The organism is Candidatus Tisiphia endosymbiont of Ditula angustiorana, assembly GCF_964026425.1.
Classification (GTDB): Bacteria; Pseudomonadota; Alphaproteobacteria; order Rickettsiales; family Rickettsiaceae; genus Tisiphia.
This window is the reverse complement of record NZ_OZ032143.1, coordinates 1,017,264-1,032,559: the sequence shown is the minus strand read 5'-3', so window position 1 is coordinate 1,032,559 and position 15,296 is coordinate 1,017,264. Positions and strand designations below refer to the sequence as shown.

The 15,296-nt window shown below is 33.6% G+C and carries 16 protein-coding genes and 1 tRNA gene; 11 read left to right on the top strand and 6 right to left on the bottom strand.

Going from position 1 to position 15,296, the window contains the following annotated elements:
* Window positions 1-128: 128 nt before the first annotated feature.
* Window positions 129-1,403: a penicillin-binding protein activator gene (locus AAGD29_RS04810; RefSeq protein WP_341758721.1), complete on the bottom strand. Its 1,275-nt coding sequence runs from the start codon at window positions 1,401-1,403 to the stop codon at window positions 129-131.
* A gap of 24 nt (window positions 1,404-1,427) precedes the next feature.
* Here AAGD29_RS04810 and rsmI point away from each other — a divergent pair, with 24 nt between their 5' ends.
* The 3 genes from rsmI to AAGD29_RS04795 all read left to right on the top strand — a co-directional run bounded on the left by rsmI (window position 1,428) and on the right by AAGD29_RS04795 (window position 3,172).
* Window positions 1,428-2,279, top strand: coding sequence for a 16S rRNA (cytidine(1402)-2'-O)-methyltransferase (gene rsmI / locus AAGD29_RS04805; protein ID WP_341758720.1), 852 nt, complete (start codon window positions 1,428-1,430; stop codon window positions 2,277-2,279).
* Between the two features lie 324 nt (window positions 2,280-2,603).
* The gene (locus tag AAGD29_RS04800; protein WP_341758719.1) at window positions 2,604-2,882 is read left to right on the top strand and encodes a hypothetical protein; all 279 of its coding nucleotides are present in this window, start codon (window positions 2,604-2,606) and stop codon (window positions 2,880-2,882) included.
* The gene (locus tag AAGD29_RS04795; RefSeq protein WP_341758718.1) at window positions 2,882-3,172 is read left to right on the top strand and encodes a type II toxin-antitoxin system RelE/ParE family toxin; all 291 of its coding nucleotides are present in this window, start codon (window positions 2,882-2,884) and stop codon (window positions 3,170-3,172) included. The genes AAGD29_RS04800 and AAGD29_RS04795 overlap by 1 nt, the downstream gene beginning before the upstream one ends.
* 436 nt (window positions 3,173-3,608) lie before the next feature.
* On the opposite strand, the gene AAGD29_RS04790 is transcribed toward AAGD29_RS04795, so the two are convergent.
* The 3 genes from AAGD29_RS04790 to AAGD29_RS04780 all read right to left on the bottom strand — a co-directional run bounded on the left by AAGD29_RS04790 (window position 3,609) and on the right by AAGD29_RS04780 (window position 4,973).
* Window positions 3,609-3,977 carry a hypothetical protein gene (locus AAGD29_RS04790; RefSeq protein WP_341758717.1) on the bottom strand — a complete coding sequence of 123 codons (369 nt, stop codon included), beginning with the start codon at window positions 3,975-3,977 and terminating at the stop codon, window positions 3,609-3,611.
* Window positions 3,978-3,985: 8 nt separating this feature from the next.
* A complete protein-coding gene (locus tag AAGD29_RS04785; RefSeq protein WP_341758716.1) occupies window positions 3,986-4,213 on the bottom strand; it encodes a hypothetical protein in 228 nt (75 codons plus the stop codon).
* 61 nt (window positions 4,214-4,274) lie between these two features.
* On the bottom strand, window positions 4,275-4,973 hold the full coding sequence (locus tag AAGD29_RS04780) for a M15 family metallopeptidase (RefSeq protein ID WP_341758715.1): 699 nt from the start codon (window positions 4,971-4,973) through the stop codon (window positions 4,275-4,277).
* 433 nt (window positions 4,974-5,406) lie between these two features.
* On the opposite strand from AAGD29_RS04780, the gene AAGD29_RS04775 reads away from it, so the two are divergent.
* From AAGD29_RS04775 to AAGD29_RS04740, 8 genes are all read left to right on the top strand, one after another.
* Window positions 5,407-6,663 carry an MFS transporter gene (locus AAGD29_RS04775; protein ID WP_341758714.1) on the top strand — a complete coding sequence of 419 codons (1,257 nt, stop codon included), beginning with the start codon at window positions 5,407-5,409 and terminating at the stop codon, window positions 6,661-6,663.
* Complete coding sequence (locus AAGD29_RS04770; protein WP_341758713.1) at window positions 6,656-7,291, top strand: epoxyqueuosine reductase QueH; 636 nt, start codon at window positions 6,656-6,658, stop codon at window positions 7,289-7,291. Before AAGD29_RS04775 ends, AAGD29_RS04770 begins: the two co-directional genes overlap by 8 nt.
* A gap of 319 nt (window positions 7,292-7,610) precedes the next feature.
* Window positions 7,611-8,546: a TAXI family TRAP transporter solute-binding subunit gene (locus tag AAGD29_RS04765; protein ID WP_341758712.1), complete on the top strand. Its 936-nt coding sequence runs from the start codon at window positions 7,611-7,613 to the stop codon at window positions 8,544-8,546.
* A gap of 30 nt (window positions 8,547-8,576) precedes the next feature.
* Window positions 8,577-9,005, top strand: coding sequence for a universal stress protein (locus tag AAGD29_RS04760; protein ID WP_341758711.1), 429 nt, complete (start codon window positions 8,577-8,579; stop codon window positions 9,003-9,005).
* A 308-nt stretch (window positions 9,006-9,313) separates the two neighbouring features.
* Window positions 9,314-10,468, top strand: a complete 1,155-nt coding sequence (gene dapE / locus AAGD29_RS04755) for a succinyl-diaminopimelate desuccinylase (RefSeq protein WP_341758755.1) — start codon at window positions 9,314-9,316, stop codon at window positions 10,466-10,468.
* Between the two features lie 47 nt (window positions 10,469-10,515).
* A tRNA-Leu gene (locus tag AAGD29_RS04750) sits at window positions 10,516-10,600 on the top strand.
* 93 nt (window positions 10,601-10,693) lie between these two features.
* Window positions 10,694-12,025 (top strand): trigger factor, encoded by a 1,332-nt coding sequence (tig, locus tag AAGD29_RS04745; protein ID WP_341758710.1) that lies wholly within the window; start codon window positions 10,694-10,696, stop codon window positions 12,023-12,025.
* 272 nt (window positions 12,026-12,297) lie between these two features.
* Window positions 12,298-12,696, top strand: coding sequence for a DUF2660 domain-containing protein (locus AAGD29_RS04740; RefSeq protein WP_341758709.1), 399 nt, complete (start codon window positions 12,298-12,300; stop codon window positions 12,694-12,696).
* 401 nt (window positions 12,697-13,097) lie between these two features.
* Here the strand turns inward: AAGD29_RS04740 and AAGD29_RS04735 are convergent, their stop codons facing one another.
* Together AAGD29_RS04735 and AAGD29_RS04730 are read right to left on the bottom strand one after the other, a co-directional pair.
* Entirely contained in the window at window positions 13,098-14,312 is a 1,215-nt protein-coding gene (locus AAGD29_RS04735) for a DEAD/DEAH box helicase (RefSeq protein WP_341758708.1), read from the bottom strand.
* 622 nt (window positions 14,313-14,934) lie between these two features.
* The gene (locus AAGD29_RS04730) at window positions 14,935-15,144 is read right to left on the bottom strand and encodes a cold-shock protein (RefSeq protein ID WP_341758707.1); all 210 of its coding nucleotides are present in this window, start codon (window positions 15,142-15,144) and stop codon (window positions 14,935-14,937) included.
* Between the last annotated feature and the right edge of the window lie 152 nt (window positions 15,145-15,296).

The following is a 15,296-nucleotide window of genomic DNA, read 5'->3' as shown; positions in this document are numbered from 1 at the left end:
ATAACATACCTTCTATGCTATTTTTTAGACCCCTGCCTACGCAGGGGTGACATCCAAAGGTGCAGGGATGACATCGGAGCTATTAAACCGATGTCTTACATCAATACTTGAGGTTAACTATATCTAAATCAGAATTTGTTATCACTTTTTGCCATAGTACTATACAGACCATCTTCTTTCTTAATTATATCATACTCTCTTTGAGCTATTGAATCGATGAAGTAGACATTACCTGATATACCAGTATACGGGGTTTTACCATTAATAGCTGCTAAAAATCGTTCTTCGGTAAAGTTAGTACCCATATATTTTGATGTTATCCTTCCTAGATCATAAGCTACAGCATGCATGAAAGACAAATGATTAATACCTATATTTTTACTCCTTTCTATTATATTACTATTGACAATATTCAATGAACCGGTGAAGATAATACTTATAGGTTCAGAACGATCGATATCAATTCTGTTATCACCTATTATAACTGCTTTCTTATCTAAATTATGCTTGTGAATACTATCAAAAAGCAAATCTAAATTTTTACTATCATCTGACAGAAAAATTACAGGTTTAGTTGCCGTATCCTCCATTTCATTTAAATTATCAACACTATTTGAGACAGTTAAAACCGCCTTTTCTATTGATTCCGGTATATTAGCATAAAATTCACTCCGCACTAAGGTAGAATTTTTTTGAATTAGTATATTTTGGATAAGTTGGTTTATAGTTTGTGCATGACTACCTGAAGGTAAAAGTGCAATGAAGTTTTTATAATCATTATCGGCAAAGTAATTAATTATTTTTGTGAGCTGCTTTGACGGAGCATGACCAAATACAAAAAGTTTTTTGTCTGCCAATACAGGATTATTAGACATGGTAATGACAATAATACCATGTGCTTTAGCTTTATTGGCAATTAGAGAAGTAAGATTTGAATATAATGGTCCGAGAATAATTTTTGTTTTACGTAGCAGTATTTTATCCATTGCAGCAAGTACCTGCTTTTCATTAGAACCATCATAAGAAGTAACATGAACATAAGTTTTTAAGCCATCTTCTAGACCCATTTTAATTAATTGGTTGTATTGCTTACCTAATGTAGAATGTTCTCCTGTTAGGGGCATTAAAATAGCCACTTCTAGAGTTTCCTGAACAACTTCTTTTGGCCTAGGAACAACAACCTCCTTATTAGATTGGCAAGAAAATAAAGAGACAAGACATATAAATGATAAGGTAACCTTTAGAAATTTTTGTGCATAAGTCAATCTAGTGGGTGATTTTGTCGTCGAAACTCGCCTTCGTTCCTCACGTGCATTTGAGTACGCTCTAGTACTTGGCTTCGTTTTTCCTAAAAATCTCGAAAGCTTCTTTGACTTATGCAGGAAGTCTTTTATATTGCTCATAATGCTTACTTATAGGATTAAATTATGATCTTCAAACCAGGACTATACATTGTCTCAACACCTATTGGTAACCTAGATGATATAACACTCCGGGCTTTAGAAACGTTAAAAAATTCCACAATTATACTGTGTGAGGATACTAGAATATCAAGAAAATTACTAGCAAAACATAATATAAAGACTAAGTTACAAGTATATAATGATCATAGTGATTATCAAGAAAGAGAATTTATTCGCACATTAATTGATAATGGAGCAATAGTTAGTCTAATATCTGATGCTGGAACACCGTTAATTGCTGATCCTGGTTATAAACTAGTAAGAGCTTTAAGGAAACTGAATTATCACATAGATGTAGTGCCGGGTGTTTCGGCATTAACTACCTCTATAACCATTTCTGGATTACCATCAGATCGCTTTCTATTTGCTGGATTTTTACCAAAAACTACTGAAGGTAAAAAGAAGATTTTTACAGAATTATCTAATATAAAAGCAACTTTGATTTTTTTTGAAACTGCTAGCAGAATAGAACAATCGCTACATACAGCTTTTACTGTTTTTGGTAATAGGGAGGTATGTGTAGCACGAGAACTTACTAAATTTTATCAAGAAGTAAAGTTTGGGTTAATAGAAGATGTGATAAATTTCTATAACTCGAACATTATCAAGGGGGAAATAGTACTGCTAATTTCCGGTACTTCTGAACCTCATAAAGCTCTTCTTGCAGATGACTTAAAAAAATTTATAGATTTATACTTATCTAAAGGATGGAGTGCAAAAAGTGTCACAGATATAGCTAATGAAAATTTTGGAAGAAGCTACAGTAAAAAAGAAATATATTCTATAGTTAATAAAATCAAGAACTCAAGTGATTAATATACTTCTCCTACTTCGAGAGTTGCAAACACAAAATAAGTAGTGTATAGTATTACTTATAAATACTTCACGGAAGTTCGATGTAACTTGTTATAGCTAACACGAAAAGGTTTAAGGTATAGTAATGGTGATAGCCTTGATGTCATTCCCGCTTCGGTGCGGAATCTAAAAAAATAGCCTAAAAGACTATGAGATATTATAGATCCCTGCCTACGCAGAGATGACATCGCTTCTAACTAAGCTAAGATTAACATATACCTAAAATCTTTTCGGGTTAGCTATACATCGAGTTCAGGTTACTTAATACTATAAAGGAGATTGAGTATGAAAAGAGCTGATGATAATACTGTAGTAAGCGTGAAACTTGCACCGCAAATTAAGAAGAGGTTGCAAGTGCTTGGTAAAATTAAGCAACGTTCAGCACACTGGTTGATGAAGGAAGCAATTACTAATTATCTCAAATCAGAGGAACATGAAGAACAATTAAAACAAGAGACAATACAGCGTTGGCAAGAAGCAAGGGAAGGTAAATTTTTAGGAAATGACAAAATAACTGAGTGGCTTGATAGATGGGGAAGTGATAAAGAAGAGGAAAGACCTTAATGGAAAGATTAGTATGGTTGGAATCAGCAATTGCAGATTTGGTACGACTGAGAAAATTCATTGATAAAAATAATCCTAATGCTGCAAAGAGGGCAGCAGAAACAATAAAGAAAGCAGTTATCAAACTTATAGAATTTCCTTTGACAGTTAAACCGGTGACTAATCTAATAGATTATAGGGATTTATTTATTCGATTTGGCTTATCAGGTTATATACTACGATATCGAATATATGATGATACCATCTACGTAGTCCATATTAGACATGATAAAGAAATAGAATTTAAATGATTTGAGTATACATGACCGTAGTACCCTACATTTTTCTATAATCGTCATCGCGAGGCATCTTTAGATGCCGTGGCGATCCAGGTAAACAGCGAAGCTGTTTTTTCTAGTACGCTTCGCGTATCCTGGATTGCCGCGTCGCCGCTTTCAGCGACTCCTCGCAATGACGATCAGTAGCCATTTTAATAGTGGTTATATAAAAAATGTAGGGTATGATACATGACTTCCTGATATTAAAAAAACAGTTCTTTAAAGCAGAAATTACTATAATAATGTAATACGTCATTATTGCAGTTAGTTATTCAGCATACTCAACCTTAAAGCTGCATCAGTACTCAATGATCTTTTTCCTAAACATATTACAGTATGTCTAATATCTAATAGCCTTTCAGGATATTAGATATTAGGGATTTCCATCTTTAGTAGGACATTTTTTTACTTAATCTAACTCCTCGTTAAAGGGTAGATTTTCACCCGTTAAAGCACACCCCTGACAGCTAGCGGCACTAGACATTTGTGAACTGCCAGCTGCTACATCATCAAGGGGATTGTCGTTTGTGCAAGAATCATTAATTTTTAGGCTCTCTATCAGTGCTGTTAGATAATCTTTAAGGTATTCAGGATCACTTAGTATGTCTTGTGGCATTTCATTTACAACTTCATCTTCAGGCTTTTCTGATAGTGTAGCTATAGTTTTTAAGAGTTTTTTATTATCATTACTCCAACCAAGAGTACTCTCTTGACAGATAGCAGCACTAGACGTTGCCTCCTGTTGTTGAGAAGAGTTTTCTTGTGTTGTATTAAGCAAAGCTGAGACTACACTGCCAATTGGACCTTGACTATTTGCTGCCTTAATACTTCTTCTGAAGTCATATTCGGTTGCATGTTCTTTAGAAAACCTCCAAGGGCTTTTGGATTGAATGCAGCCCCCAATAATATTATGGGTGGAACTTTACTGAAAACTTCATCTTCAGAAATCCCTAATCTAAGAGCTGTCTCGCGTAACTTTTCTTTATTATCTTGCGTAAGTTTATCTTTACTCATTTTAATTTCTCCTTAAATAATAATTATTTTTTATTAAGTTATTATACTTAATGCAAGAAGTTTATTCAACATCAAAATCAAAATATTGATCCTTATAAGGTTCGTCTTGTAAGGTATAATGCCACCACTCAACCGAATATTCCTTAAAATTATGTTTTTTCATTTTCTCACGTAGATAATTACGATTTTGTAAGTAAAGTTCATCAATTAGTTTACTATCATGGGAGGATGCTAGATCCATAAGATCTACAGAGCTATACATGTCAACCGTATTATCATCAAAATAAGGGATTAGACGACCATCTTTTAGAGGTCTTTTTATCATTTTAGGGTTTGGATTTAATTGTTTTTCAAGTTCGATAATAGTTAAATCTACAGTACTTCCACGACTATGAGGTGATCGTTTAGCAACATAACCTAATTGAAAAATTTCAGCCTTATTAATGTATGGATAATAAGAGTCTTTCATTTTTTGATCAGCAACATCTTCTCCCCAGCTAACGAAATATTGTACAGCTTTATTAGGTCTATAAGCATCATAAATTACCAAAGAGTAGTTATCATTTTTTATATCTTGCTGAAGATTTTTTAAGGCAGTAGCCGCTTCTTTAGTTAGCACAGCTCTATTAGCTTTATAGCCATCGATCCGCTTTCCTACAAAATTTCTAGTATCATAATACATCATCTGTTGAATTATAGTAGAATCTATTTGATCCAAATACACAAAACCTTCCGGTAAATTGACCGTTTCATTCAACATAATAACCTTCTAATTAAAATTATATTTTTAAACCGGACACTAGTGTGCGGAAGCGGGAATCTATAATATCTAATAGCCTTTGCAGGCTATTTTTTGGATTCCCGTTTACGCGGGAATGACATCGGTTTAATAGCCTAGGGTGTCCCTGCTCCTTCGGATGTCACCCCTGCTTGCCATTATGTCATCCCAGCGAAAGCTGGGATCTAAAACTACATAACATACCTTCTATGCTATTTTTTTAGACCGCTACCTTCGCAGGGGTGACATTCGAAGGTGTTGGAATGACATAATGGCGGTAGGGGTATTACTTGAGCCTACTATTATTACATCGATATTTGAGGTTATATTAAATATTGTAGATTAAATTATTGCCAATGTAAAATAATAATTTATTATCCCTTTTTCTGCACTCATTAATAATGTAAAGTATCTGATGAAGAAAGTTGTAATATCCGGAATGATTGGTAATGGTTTAGAGTGGTATGATTATGCTTTATATGCACAATTTGCTTCTATAATTGGTCAGCATTTTTTCCCAGACTCGACAATGCGTGAGACACTCACATTGGCTGTATTTGCTGCTGGTTTTATTGTGAGACCACTTGGCGGTATAGTCCTTGGTAATATAGGTGATAGATTTGGTAGACGTAATGCCCTAGTGATAGGCATTACAACTATGGCAATACCAACAGCTGCTATTGGATTACTACCCGGCTATGACACTATTGGAATAGCTGCACCAATAATTTTAACTTTTATTAGGTTATTACAGGGTTTTGCTCTTGGTGGAGAATTTAGTGGGTGTATTTCTTATATTGTCGAGCATGCTGAAGCGCAGCAGCGTGGTCTTGCTGGTAGTGCCTCTTTTGTTAGCATGTGTGGGGGTATGTTGCTTGGTCTTGCTACTGCAGCTGGGTTTTCATATTTCATGGAACAAGAATCTCTAATAGAATGGGGGTGGAGAATACCCTTTATTGTTGGGTTATTTATCGGTGCTATAGGTTTGTACATCAGAAGCAATTTATCAGAAAGTCCTATTTATAAAAGAGCAAAAGAAACTGGTTGCTTATCTAGATTCCCTATTCGTGAAATTTTTTCAAAATATCGGCTTGAGTTAATTATAGCAATTGGTCTTTATGTTACAGTTACAGCACCATTTTATACGGCGACGGTTTTTATCGGTAACTTCATGACGATACTAGGTTATAGTCAAAGTCAGAGTTCCATTGTTGGTAGTGTAATTTTGATTACAATGATGATTATATTCCCCATTTCTGCGACAATTTCTGATAAAATAGGTCGGCGTCCTGTTCTAATTACTGGGATACTACTAATTATATTATTATCTTACCCAATCTTATTAGGACTTGGGTCGATGAACTTTGTGATTGCTGTCGTGTCTCAGATAGTGTTTGCCGCAATAATTGCTATTTATATGGGTCCAATTCCTACTGTCTTAGTGGAAATATTTCCAACTAGTGTTCGTTTTACTGGTGTGGCTCTTTCTTACAACTTAGCTGCTGCCATATTTGGTGGGTCAGCACCAGTAGTTGGCATGATGTTAACTACCTATACTGGTGATAAATATGCAATATCTTATTATCTGATTGCCCTTGCGGTAGTATCGTATGTTATTTTAAGATTTTATAAAGAAACTTACAGAAAAAATTTAGCAGATAATTATGAATGAAATTCTAGAAGTACCAAATGGTGAAAGTAAAGTGCTACTACACTCATGCTGTGCTCCATGTTCAGGAGAGTTGATGGAAAAAATGTTAATGTCCGGTATTAATTTAACTATTTTTTTCTATAACCCTAATATTCATCCTAAAAAAGAGTATGAAATTCGTAAAAATGAAAATATCCGTTTTGCTGAAAAAATGGGTATCAGTTTCATTGACGCAGATTATGACGTGCAGAATTGGTTTACGAGAAGCAAAGGTATGGAATATGAACCAGAAAGAGGTAAACGTTGTTCTATGTGTTTTGATATGCGTTTTGAACGGACAGCTCTTTATGCCTATGAGAATGATTTTAAAGTTATTACCAGTTCTCTTGGTCTTTCCCGCTGGAAAGATATGGATCAAATTAATGAATCAGGGATCAAGGCTGCTTCTCATTACGATGGAATAACTTACTGGACTTATAATTGGCGTAAAAATAGAGGTAGCAGTAGAATGTACGAAATAGCTAAACGTGAAAATTTTTATAAGCAAGAATATTGTGGCTGCATCTACTCACTTAGGGACAGCAATAATTGGCGTAAGTTAAATAACCGTAGTGAAATTGAAATTGGAGAAGAATATTATAAGGAATAACTAAGTGTGCAAGTTTTAGTAAGTATAATAGTCCTTAAAGGTTGATGTCATTCCCGCTTCGGTCAGGAATCTAAAAATACAAAATATCTTAGACTTAAAGATTTTTAAGATCCCCGCCTTCGCGGGGATGACACCGAGGTTACTTAAGTTAATAAAACTTGCACACTTGGTAAGGAATAAGAATTTTTTTACACATGAATTGTAACAATTATCTTGATTATCAATAATAGTAAAGGTACTTTGGATAGGGAAAATGATTTATTAAATTTTAAGTCTTTAAGTATTAGTGGTCAATTATTTTTAGTGTATAGTGTTATTTATGAATAATTTCAGAGTTTTATTGGTAGTTTTTTGCCTGTTTTTTACTAGTAATTGTGTTTTTGCTTCGCAAAAAACAGTAAAAATTGGGTCTGGTTCTATTTTAAAGGGTTATTACTCTATTGGATTGGATTTGTGTAAAACCTTTACTTTAGCTGATAAAAGTGTAACTTGCGAAGTAGTACCTACCAGTGGAGGTGTTGAAAATTTAGCTTTGCTAAAAGAAGGTAAGATAGATTTAGCTTTAGTTCAATCTAATGTAGCACTTGAGGCTTTTGAAGGTACTGGATATTACTCTAATACAGAAAAAATGCAAGAAATGCGTCAGGTACTTAATCTATATGATGAGTTTTTTACTGTTGTTGTAAAAAATCGGGATGAGATAAAGACTTTTTCAGATATTGAGGGTAAGAGAATATCAAATGGCTTGTCATTCTCTAGTAATACTATTACCTATAATGCTATAAGGAAGTTATATAATTTTACTAAAGAACCAATAGATGTTGATGAAATTAATTATGAAGAGTCAATAAAAGAATTTTGCGGTGGTAAAATTGATGTGATAATGATGACGGTAGGTCATCCTAATGCCTTAATGGGATTTACTGCTAATAGCTGTAAAGTTGATTTTATACCTATTGAAGATAATAAAATTACACAATTAATCGCCACTAATAAAGCTTTTCATAAGGCATTACTGGATAAAAGATTATATCCTGGGATTACTCTTGATCAGAATACAGTAGCAGTAACAGCAATTTTAGTTACTAATAGCAATATGGATGCTAAACTATTGGATAAATTTATCGGAATGTTTCACAAAAACGTAAAACATTTTAAACATTCTAATTATATGTTATATAATATAGATATTAAGCATTTTGCTGATACTAATAATTTTGTTTTGCCAAAACATTCAGTAGTAAGAAATAGATAATAATATAAATGCACCGGAGTAGTGTTAATTGTGTTTAAAAATATAATAATACCAATAGATTTGTCGGATAAACAATCAGTTAAGGTGATATTACCAAAGGCTTTAAGTTTTGCTACTATCTTTAGTGCCAAATTACATTTTCTTTATATCATCTCGGATTTCGGTATGAAAATGGTTGAGGATTATTTGCCTAAAAGTTGGGCAAAAGATCAAAAAGAAAAATATCGGGTACAAGTAACAGAATTAATTAGACAATATGTGCCGGAAGAGATCGAAGTTGAATTGCATATTGGTCGAGGGGCAGTATATGATGAAATAATACAATATGCCAATGAAGTGAAAGCTGACTTAATCATTATTTCAGCAGTAAGACCACAACTCAGAGATTATATGTTAGGTCCTAATGCGTCGAAGATTGTGCGGCACTCGGGTATGTCTGTTTTGGTTGTCAGAGAATAAAACATTGGCTAGATATGAAAGAACCCCAATTCGGGATAAGAATTAGTTAATTCTTATCCCGAATTGGCTTTAATATAAGGAAAAATGCATTCTTAAAGCGGCTAACGCGAATGCATTTTAAACGTTTCTAAAGCTAAAATCATGTTTTTAGCAAAATATTAATTTAACAATCAGATGCAGAGCCGTCTCAAATCTGATTGTTTCTATAATTTTACCGAATTCAGGATAAGAATTGACAAATTCTTATCCTGAATTCGCATAGAGCGGAATGTTTAGGAAAAACTATAAGTTGATGACTACTGGAGGTTATCTTGATAAAATTTCTTGAAGACTTAATTAGTTTTCAATCAGTAACTCCTGAGAGTAGCGGTTGTATTGAATATATTAATGATGTATTAGAACAAAATGGTTTTAAAACTGAAATCAAAATATTTGGAGAGGATAATTATAAAGTAACCAATCTTTATGCTGTTTATGGTAATGCAAGACCTAATATTTGTTTTGCTGGACATGTTGATGTTGTGCCAACAGGTGATAAGGCATTATGGCTTAACGACCCTTTTATAGCAACTACCGTAGGTGATAAGATTTATGGTAGGGGAGTTGTTGACATGAAGGGGGCGATAGCATGTTTCCTAGCTGCTAGCTTAGATTTTATTAAGTTAAATCCAACTCCACATGGTTCAATTAGTTTTCTAATTACTAGCGATGAGGAAGGAAACGCCAAATATGGCACTGTGGAAATGTTAAAATATTTGCATAGGGATAGTAATAATTTGATCGATCTTGCTATTGTAGGTGAACCAACAAATGAGCATCAAATAGGCGATACCATAAAAATTGGTCGGCGAGGAAGTATTAACTTTAACTTAGCTCTATATGGGACAATGGGGCATGTGGCATATCCATTACAAGCCAATAATCCGATTACTCCTTTAGTTCAGATACTCAATGAGTTGGTTAATTATCGACTGGATGAAGGAAGTGAATTTTTTCAACAGTCGAATCTAGAAGTTACGTCTATTGATGTAGGTAATGATGTGACTAATGTAATTCCTTCAAAAATTACAGCAAAGTTTAATATTCGTTTTAATGATATTCATTCAGCATCGAGCATAACAGATTTGATAGATCAGATAATTAACAATTATTGTACTAAATACAACGTTAAATATGAGTTAAAGAATGTAACTTCAGCAGCTTGTTTTATCCAAAAACCAGCAGGGCTAATTGCCGATTTTGTTCCGGTAGTATCTAATACAACAGGAGTATATACAAAATTATCTACTAGTGGTGGTACTTCTGATGCGAGGTTTATCCAAAATTATTGTCCTGTTGTGGAATTTGGTTTACAATCTAATACAGCTCATAAAATTAATGAATACACAGAAATTAACGATTTACAAAGGCTGTATCATGTGTATTATAATTCTCTGATAAAATTCCTAACTGAACCTACTTAATTAAGTTGTTAAAACAATCTATGTTAAGTAGTCAGGGGTACAGCTATGCGGGTGTGACGAAATTGGGAGACGTACTAGATTTAGGTTCTAGCGCCGCAAGGCTTGGGGGTTCAAGTCCCTCCATCCGCACCACAAAATAATAATACAAAAACTGAAGAGCTTGATTTAATTTAGTAGCTCTTCAAGTTTTTGTAAGGTTTTAATATTGCTAATGAGTTTTTTAGTATGCAAGTCACAGAACTTAAAAATGAAGGTCTAGATTTTGAAGTTAAAGTAGTCCTTTCTTCTTCTAAAATTGCCAATGAAGTACAAAAAGAATTAGATAGTTTAGCAAAAAAAGTTAAGCTTGATGGATTTCGTGTTGGTAAAGTGCCAATCAGCATTGTTAATAAAAAATATAAGCAATCTGTTAGGTCTGATGTGGTAAACCATGAAATTAATCATGCAGTACAGCATGTTATTAAAGATCATAAACTAAAAACAGTAGGTGATCCACAGTTAGAAAATTTACGTAATGAAGAGAATGAGGATATAGAATTTACTCTAAAATTTGAGCTATTACCTGATATTGAATTGCCAGATTTTAAAAAAATGAAAATTACTCATCCAAAGTTAGTAATTAAAGAAGATGATGTTAATAAGCAAATAGATAAGCTTGCATCTATATCAAAAATTTATAATAAAGAAAGTAAAGGGAAAGTAAAAAAGGGGCAGGAAGTTACTATTGATGCGATTGGTTATGTCAATAATGAGGCTTTTGAAGGTGGTAAGGTTACAGATTATAAACTAGTAATTGGTAGTGGAGCTTTTATTGAGGGCTTTGAAGATCAGCTTATTGGAACTAAGACTGGAGATGAGGTAGAAGTCAACGTTAAGTTTCCTGAAGATTATCATATGGAGCAAGTCGCAGGTCAACCGGCTAAGTTTATTGTACAAGTAAAGGCAGTACATTCTGCTGATGAGGTAGTTGTTGATGATGAGTTTGCTAAGAAATTTAATTGTGAAACACTAGAAGAGTTACGTGATAATATTTCTAAAAGCATAGAAAATGAATATAGTGAGTCTATACGTACTTTAATGAAAATGAGCTTATTTGATCAATTAGAAAAGCTATTAACGTTTAATGTTCCTAAATCTTTAATAGACCAAGAGATAAGTATTCTGAAATCTCAAACGGAGAGAAATAGTGATTCAGATTCGATATTTAAAGATAAATCAGAAGCAGAAGTTAGTGAGTATTATAATAAGCTAGTCTTACGTCGTGTTAGAATAGGTCTAATGTTATCCGAATATATGAAAATTAAGAATTTACATATCGAGCAGAAAGATCTTGTAAGTGCTATTATGGCTCAAGCAAGGAAGTTTCCAGGTCAAGAAACAGCAATATTTGATTTTTATAAAAAAAATCCTAATGCTCTTGAACATTTAAAGGGTCCGTTATTAGAAGAAAAAACAGTACAACATATTTTTGACAATGAAGTGATCTTAGAGGAAAAAAATTATACGAAAGAAAAGCTTGAAGAATTTTTAGCACAAGAAGAAGATCGTGTGGTATAGAGTCAAGTAGCAGGGCATTATCTAGGGTAATTTAAAAGTTGGGCTGCAACAAGCCTAATAGATAAAGGAAAAAGTGCTTAATATGTACTCGATGTCATTCTTAGCAACGGCGGGAATCTAAAAAAATAAGCCTGAAAGGCTATTAAGTATTATGGATTCCCGCCGTTGCTAAGAATGACATCGATGGTGGTTGAATTTATATCTATAATAACTATTAATTGTAACTTTTAAATTACCCTGGCATTATCAGTAAGATATATTTGGAGGGTTTTATGCAAAATACTAATTTGATAATCGCTGTAGCAGGTCTATTTTTAGTGTTTGTTACATTCTTTATTTATAAAAAGAGCAAGAAAACACCGGTTAGAACGCTTGTCGATGATCCTAATAATGCAGAACCATTTAATAAAGAAAATAATAAAAAGAACCTCTCTTTCAAGGATAGAGTTGAGCTATCTTGGAAGTTTTTATATGAAATTACAGAATTAATTATTAGTAAATTCTCTAAAAAGGATGTAGAGTTAGTAAATAAACTTGGTCATATCCTACTAGATAATGGAATGAGATACGAGCATGTAGTAGATCTTGGTATCAAACAACAGGCTATATCAAGGGTTGCAAGCATTGAACAACAAGCACATTCCCAATCTCAGAAAACTTTGGGTAAATAAGTATACTCGTAAATGAAGAGTCATAGCACCCTACATTTTTCTATAATCGTCATCGCGAGGCATCTTTAGATGCCGTGGCGATCTAGGTAAACAGCGAAGCTGTTTTTTCTAGTACGCTTCGCGTATCCTGGATTGCCGCGTCGTCGCTTTCAGCGACTCCTCGCTAATAGACGATCAGCAGCCATTTTAATAGTGGTTATATAAAAAATGTAGGGTACTATGATGAAGAGTATACTACCTGATTATTCAATAATAATGCTACTAATCACCTTATCTCAAAACGATGTCATCCGAGCTACGGCGGGGATATCAAAAACCTTTAAGTCTAAGGTGTTTTTGTATTTTTAGATTCCTCTACCTACGCGGGAATGACAGCTCTGTGCAGTAACTACAATTGTATATTAGAATGCTTTATTATTTCTAGCAGAGCCAGCATAAGGTTTCCTATCATTATTATTACGAGGAAAATAACTTTTTTTGCCATTATGGCCATTAAATGGTTTTCTGCGATTTTTACTTTCCCTCATATCTTCTCTTGAAGTAGTTTCGCCTTGATTTATTAGGCGATCAATAGCTTTCCATCTAATATTATCTTCTGGCGAAATGAATGATAATGCACAACCTGAAAGACCGGCTCTACCAGTTCTACCTATTCTATGCAAATAATCTTCTGGAGCCATTGGTAAGTCATAATTGATAACATGCTGTGTATGAGGTATATCTAAGCCACGAGCTGCAACATCTGTTGCCACCATGATCCTATGACGAGAAGAGCGAAATGATGAAATTACACGATCACGTCTACCTTGTGTTAAATCACCATGTATAGCTTCAGCTTTATGATCTTCAAATTTTAACATTTTTGCAAGCTGATCAGCACCACGCTTAGTTTTTACAAAAATAATTATAGAACCATCACGTTCATTTAATTGCTTTATAAGCTCAGGAAATTTCTCTTTATCAGAAACACGCAAAGTTTCTTGTTTTATTTGAGATGCAGCCTTAGTAGTTGATCCAACAGTAATACGATGAGGATTAACCACGTATTTTTGCGATAATGCAATAATATGTTTTGGCATAGTAGCTGAAAACATTAAAACCTGGCGTTTTGCAGGTATATATTTATTTATCTCTTCTAATTGTTCTTTCATACCCATATCAAGCATTCTGTCCATTTCATCAAGTACTACCAATTGGATAGTATTTAATTTTAAAGTACCACGAAGTAAATGATCTATGATACGACCTGGTGTGCCAATTATAACTTTAGGATTTACTTTTAGTTGTGTAAATTGTTTATGCATTGGTTCACCGCCTATCAAAACCGCACTGAGAAGTTTTATTTGAGTAGTTACCTTAGTTAAAGTATCACGCACTTGAGTAGCTAATTCCCGAGTTGGAACAAGTACCAAAGACATTGATTTAGTCTGTATAAAAGAATTGATTATTGGTAGCAAATAGGCAAGGGTCTTACCCGAGCCAGTTTGACTAGAAGCTAGAACATCACTACCTTGCATAGCAACCGGTATGGCCTCTCTTTGAATTTCCGTTGGAGAGGTTATGTTCATGCGTTCAAGTGATATAATCACTTCATTTGGTAAATTAAAACTTTTCATTATATAAGTCCAATATTATTTATCTTAAATTAAAAATGCTCAAATGCTTTGAGTATCACCCCAGCGAAAGCAATAGGTGTTCGTTTTAAGTCGGTTATTATCTAAAACTAAACCATACATCATCCTGAATTTATTTCAGTATCTAGAAAATCAAGTAGTTAGCCTCAACTATCGATGTAACAAGTTACGTTGTTAAGCATCAACTGCGAACAATGTCACCCCTGCGAAAACAGGGGTCTAAAAATAGCCAAGAAGACTATTCTTTTTAGACCCCTGCCTACGCAGGGGTGACATCCGAAGGAGCAAGGACACCCTAGGCTATTAAACCGATGTCTTACATCGAACTCAGGTTAGTCAAAGCATTTGAGTAAACATATATTCTATACTTTAAAAGAATAAGCTTATGATTAAGTTCTTACGTTATAACGTGAGTTGTCAATTAATTGTGTAGTAAAAAACTGTTGTATTATGATCCAACAAAATTATAACTTTAACTTACAGTGAAACACTGAATTACAAAAAATAATCCATGAAGTGTATAAAAAGATGATACTACCCAAAATTCACTAGTTTAATAACCACTCATAAATTTTGAGTAGTTGCTTGTAGTTTTAAATAAATATTATTTTATTTGTAGATTAACAGCAGAAATTTTCCCCTTATTATCTTCTAGATCAAAGCCAACACTTTGACCTTCATTAAGATTATGGATACCGGCACGCTCTACAGCCGAGATGTGAACAAAAACGTCACTCCCACCATCGTCTGGCTGGATGAAACCGAAACCTTTGGTTGTATTAAACCATTTAACCTTACCTACTTTAGTAGCCATAAAAACCTTTTAGTATAGAGTTACTTATTTGAACTTAATTCGCAACTCTTCCGTAGAAATTAAACCAAATAAATCGATAGATACAAGGTTTTCATGCTATTAAAGAGTTAATTATTAAACTCAAGCGATATGTTACTCTTTTTCTTAATAAT

Excerpts from the sequence above, each read along its gene's own strand:
- AAGD29_RS04810 (WP_341758721.1), bottom strand. The coding sequence starts at position 1,403 with ATGAGCAATATAAAAGACTTCCTGCATAAGTCAAAGAAGCTTTCGAGA.
- rsmI (WP_341758720.1), top strand. The coding sequence starts at position 1,428 with ATGATCTTCAAACCAGGACTATACATTGTCTCAACACCTATTGGTAAC.
- AAGD29_RS04800 (WP_341758719.1), top strand. The coding sequence starts at position 2,604 with ATGAAAAGAGCTGATGATAATACTGTAGTAAGCGTGAAACTTGCACCG.
- AAGD29_RS04795 (WP_341758718.1), top strand. The coding sequence starts at position 2,882 with ATGGAAAGATTAGTATGGTTGGAATCAGCAATTGCAGATTTGGTACGA.
- AAGD29_RS04785 (WP_341758716.1), bottom strand. The coding sequence starts at position 4,213 with ATGAGTAAAGATAAACTTACGCAAGATAATAAAGAAAAGTTACGCGAG.
- AAGD29_RS04780 (WP_341758715.1), bottom strand. The coding sequence starts at position 4,973 with ATGTTGAATGAAACGGTCAATTTACCGGAAGGTTTTGTGTATTTGGAT.
- AAGD29_RS04775 (WP_341758714.1), top strand. The coding sequence starts at position 5,407 with ATGAAGAAAGTTGTAATATCCGGAATGATTGGTAATGGTTTAGAGTGG.
- AAGD29_RS04770 (WP_341758713.1), top strand. The coding sequence starts at position 6,656 with ATGAATGAAATTCTAGAAGTACCAAATGGTGAAAGTAAAGTGCTACTA.
- AAGD29_RS04765 (WP_341758712.1), top strand. The coding sequence starts at position 7,611 with ATGAATAATTTCAGAGTTTTATTGGTAGTTTTTTGCCTGTTTTTTACT.
- tig (WP_341758710.1), top strand. The coding sequence starts at position 10,694 with ATGCAAGTCACAGAACTTAAAAATGAAGGTCTAGATTTTGAAGTTAAA.
- AAGD29_RS04740 (WP_341758709.1), top strand. The coding sequence starts at position 12,298 with ATGCAAAATACTAATTTGATAATCGCTGTAGCAGGTCTATTTTTAGTG.
- AAGD29_RS04735 (WP_341758708.1), bottom strand. The coding sequence starts at position 14,312 with ATGAAAAGTTTTAATTTACCAAATGAAGTGATTATATCACTTGAACGC.
- AAGD29_RS04730 (WP_341758707.1), bottom strand. The coding sequence starts at position 15,144 with ATGGCTACTAAAGTAGGTAAGGTTAAATGGTTTAATACAACCAAAGGT.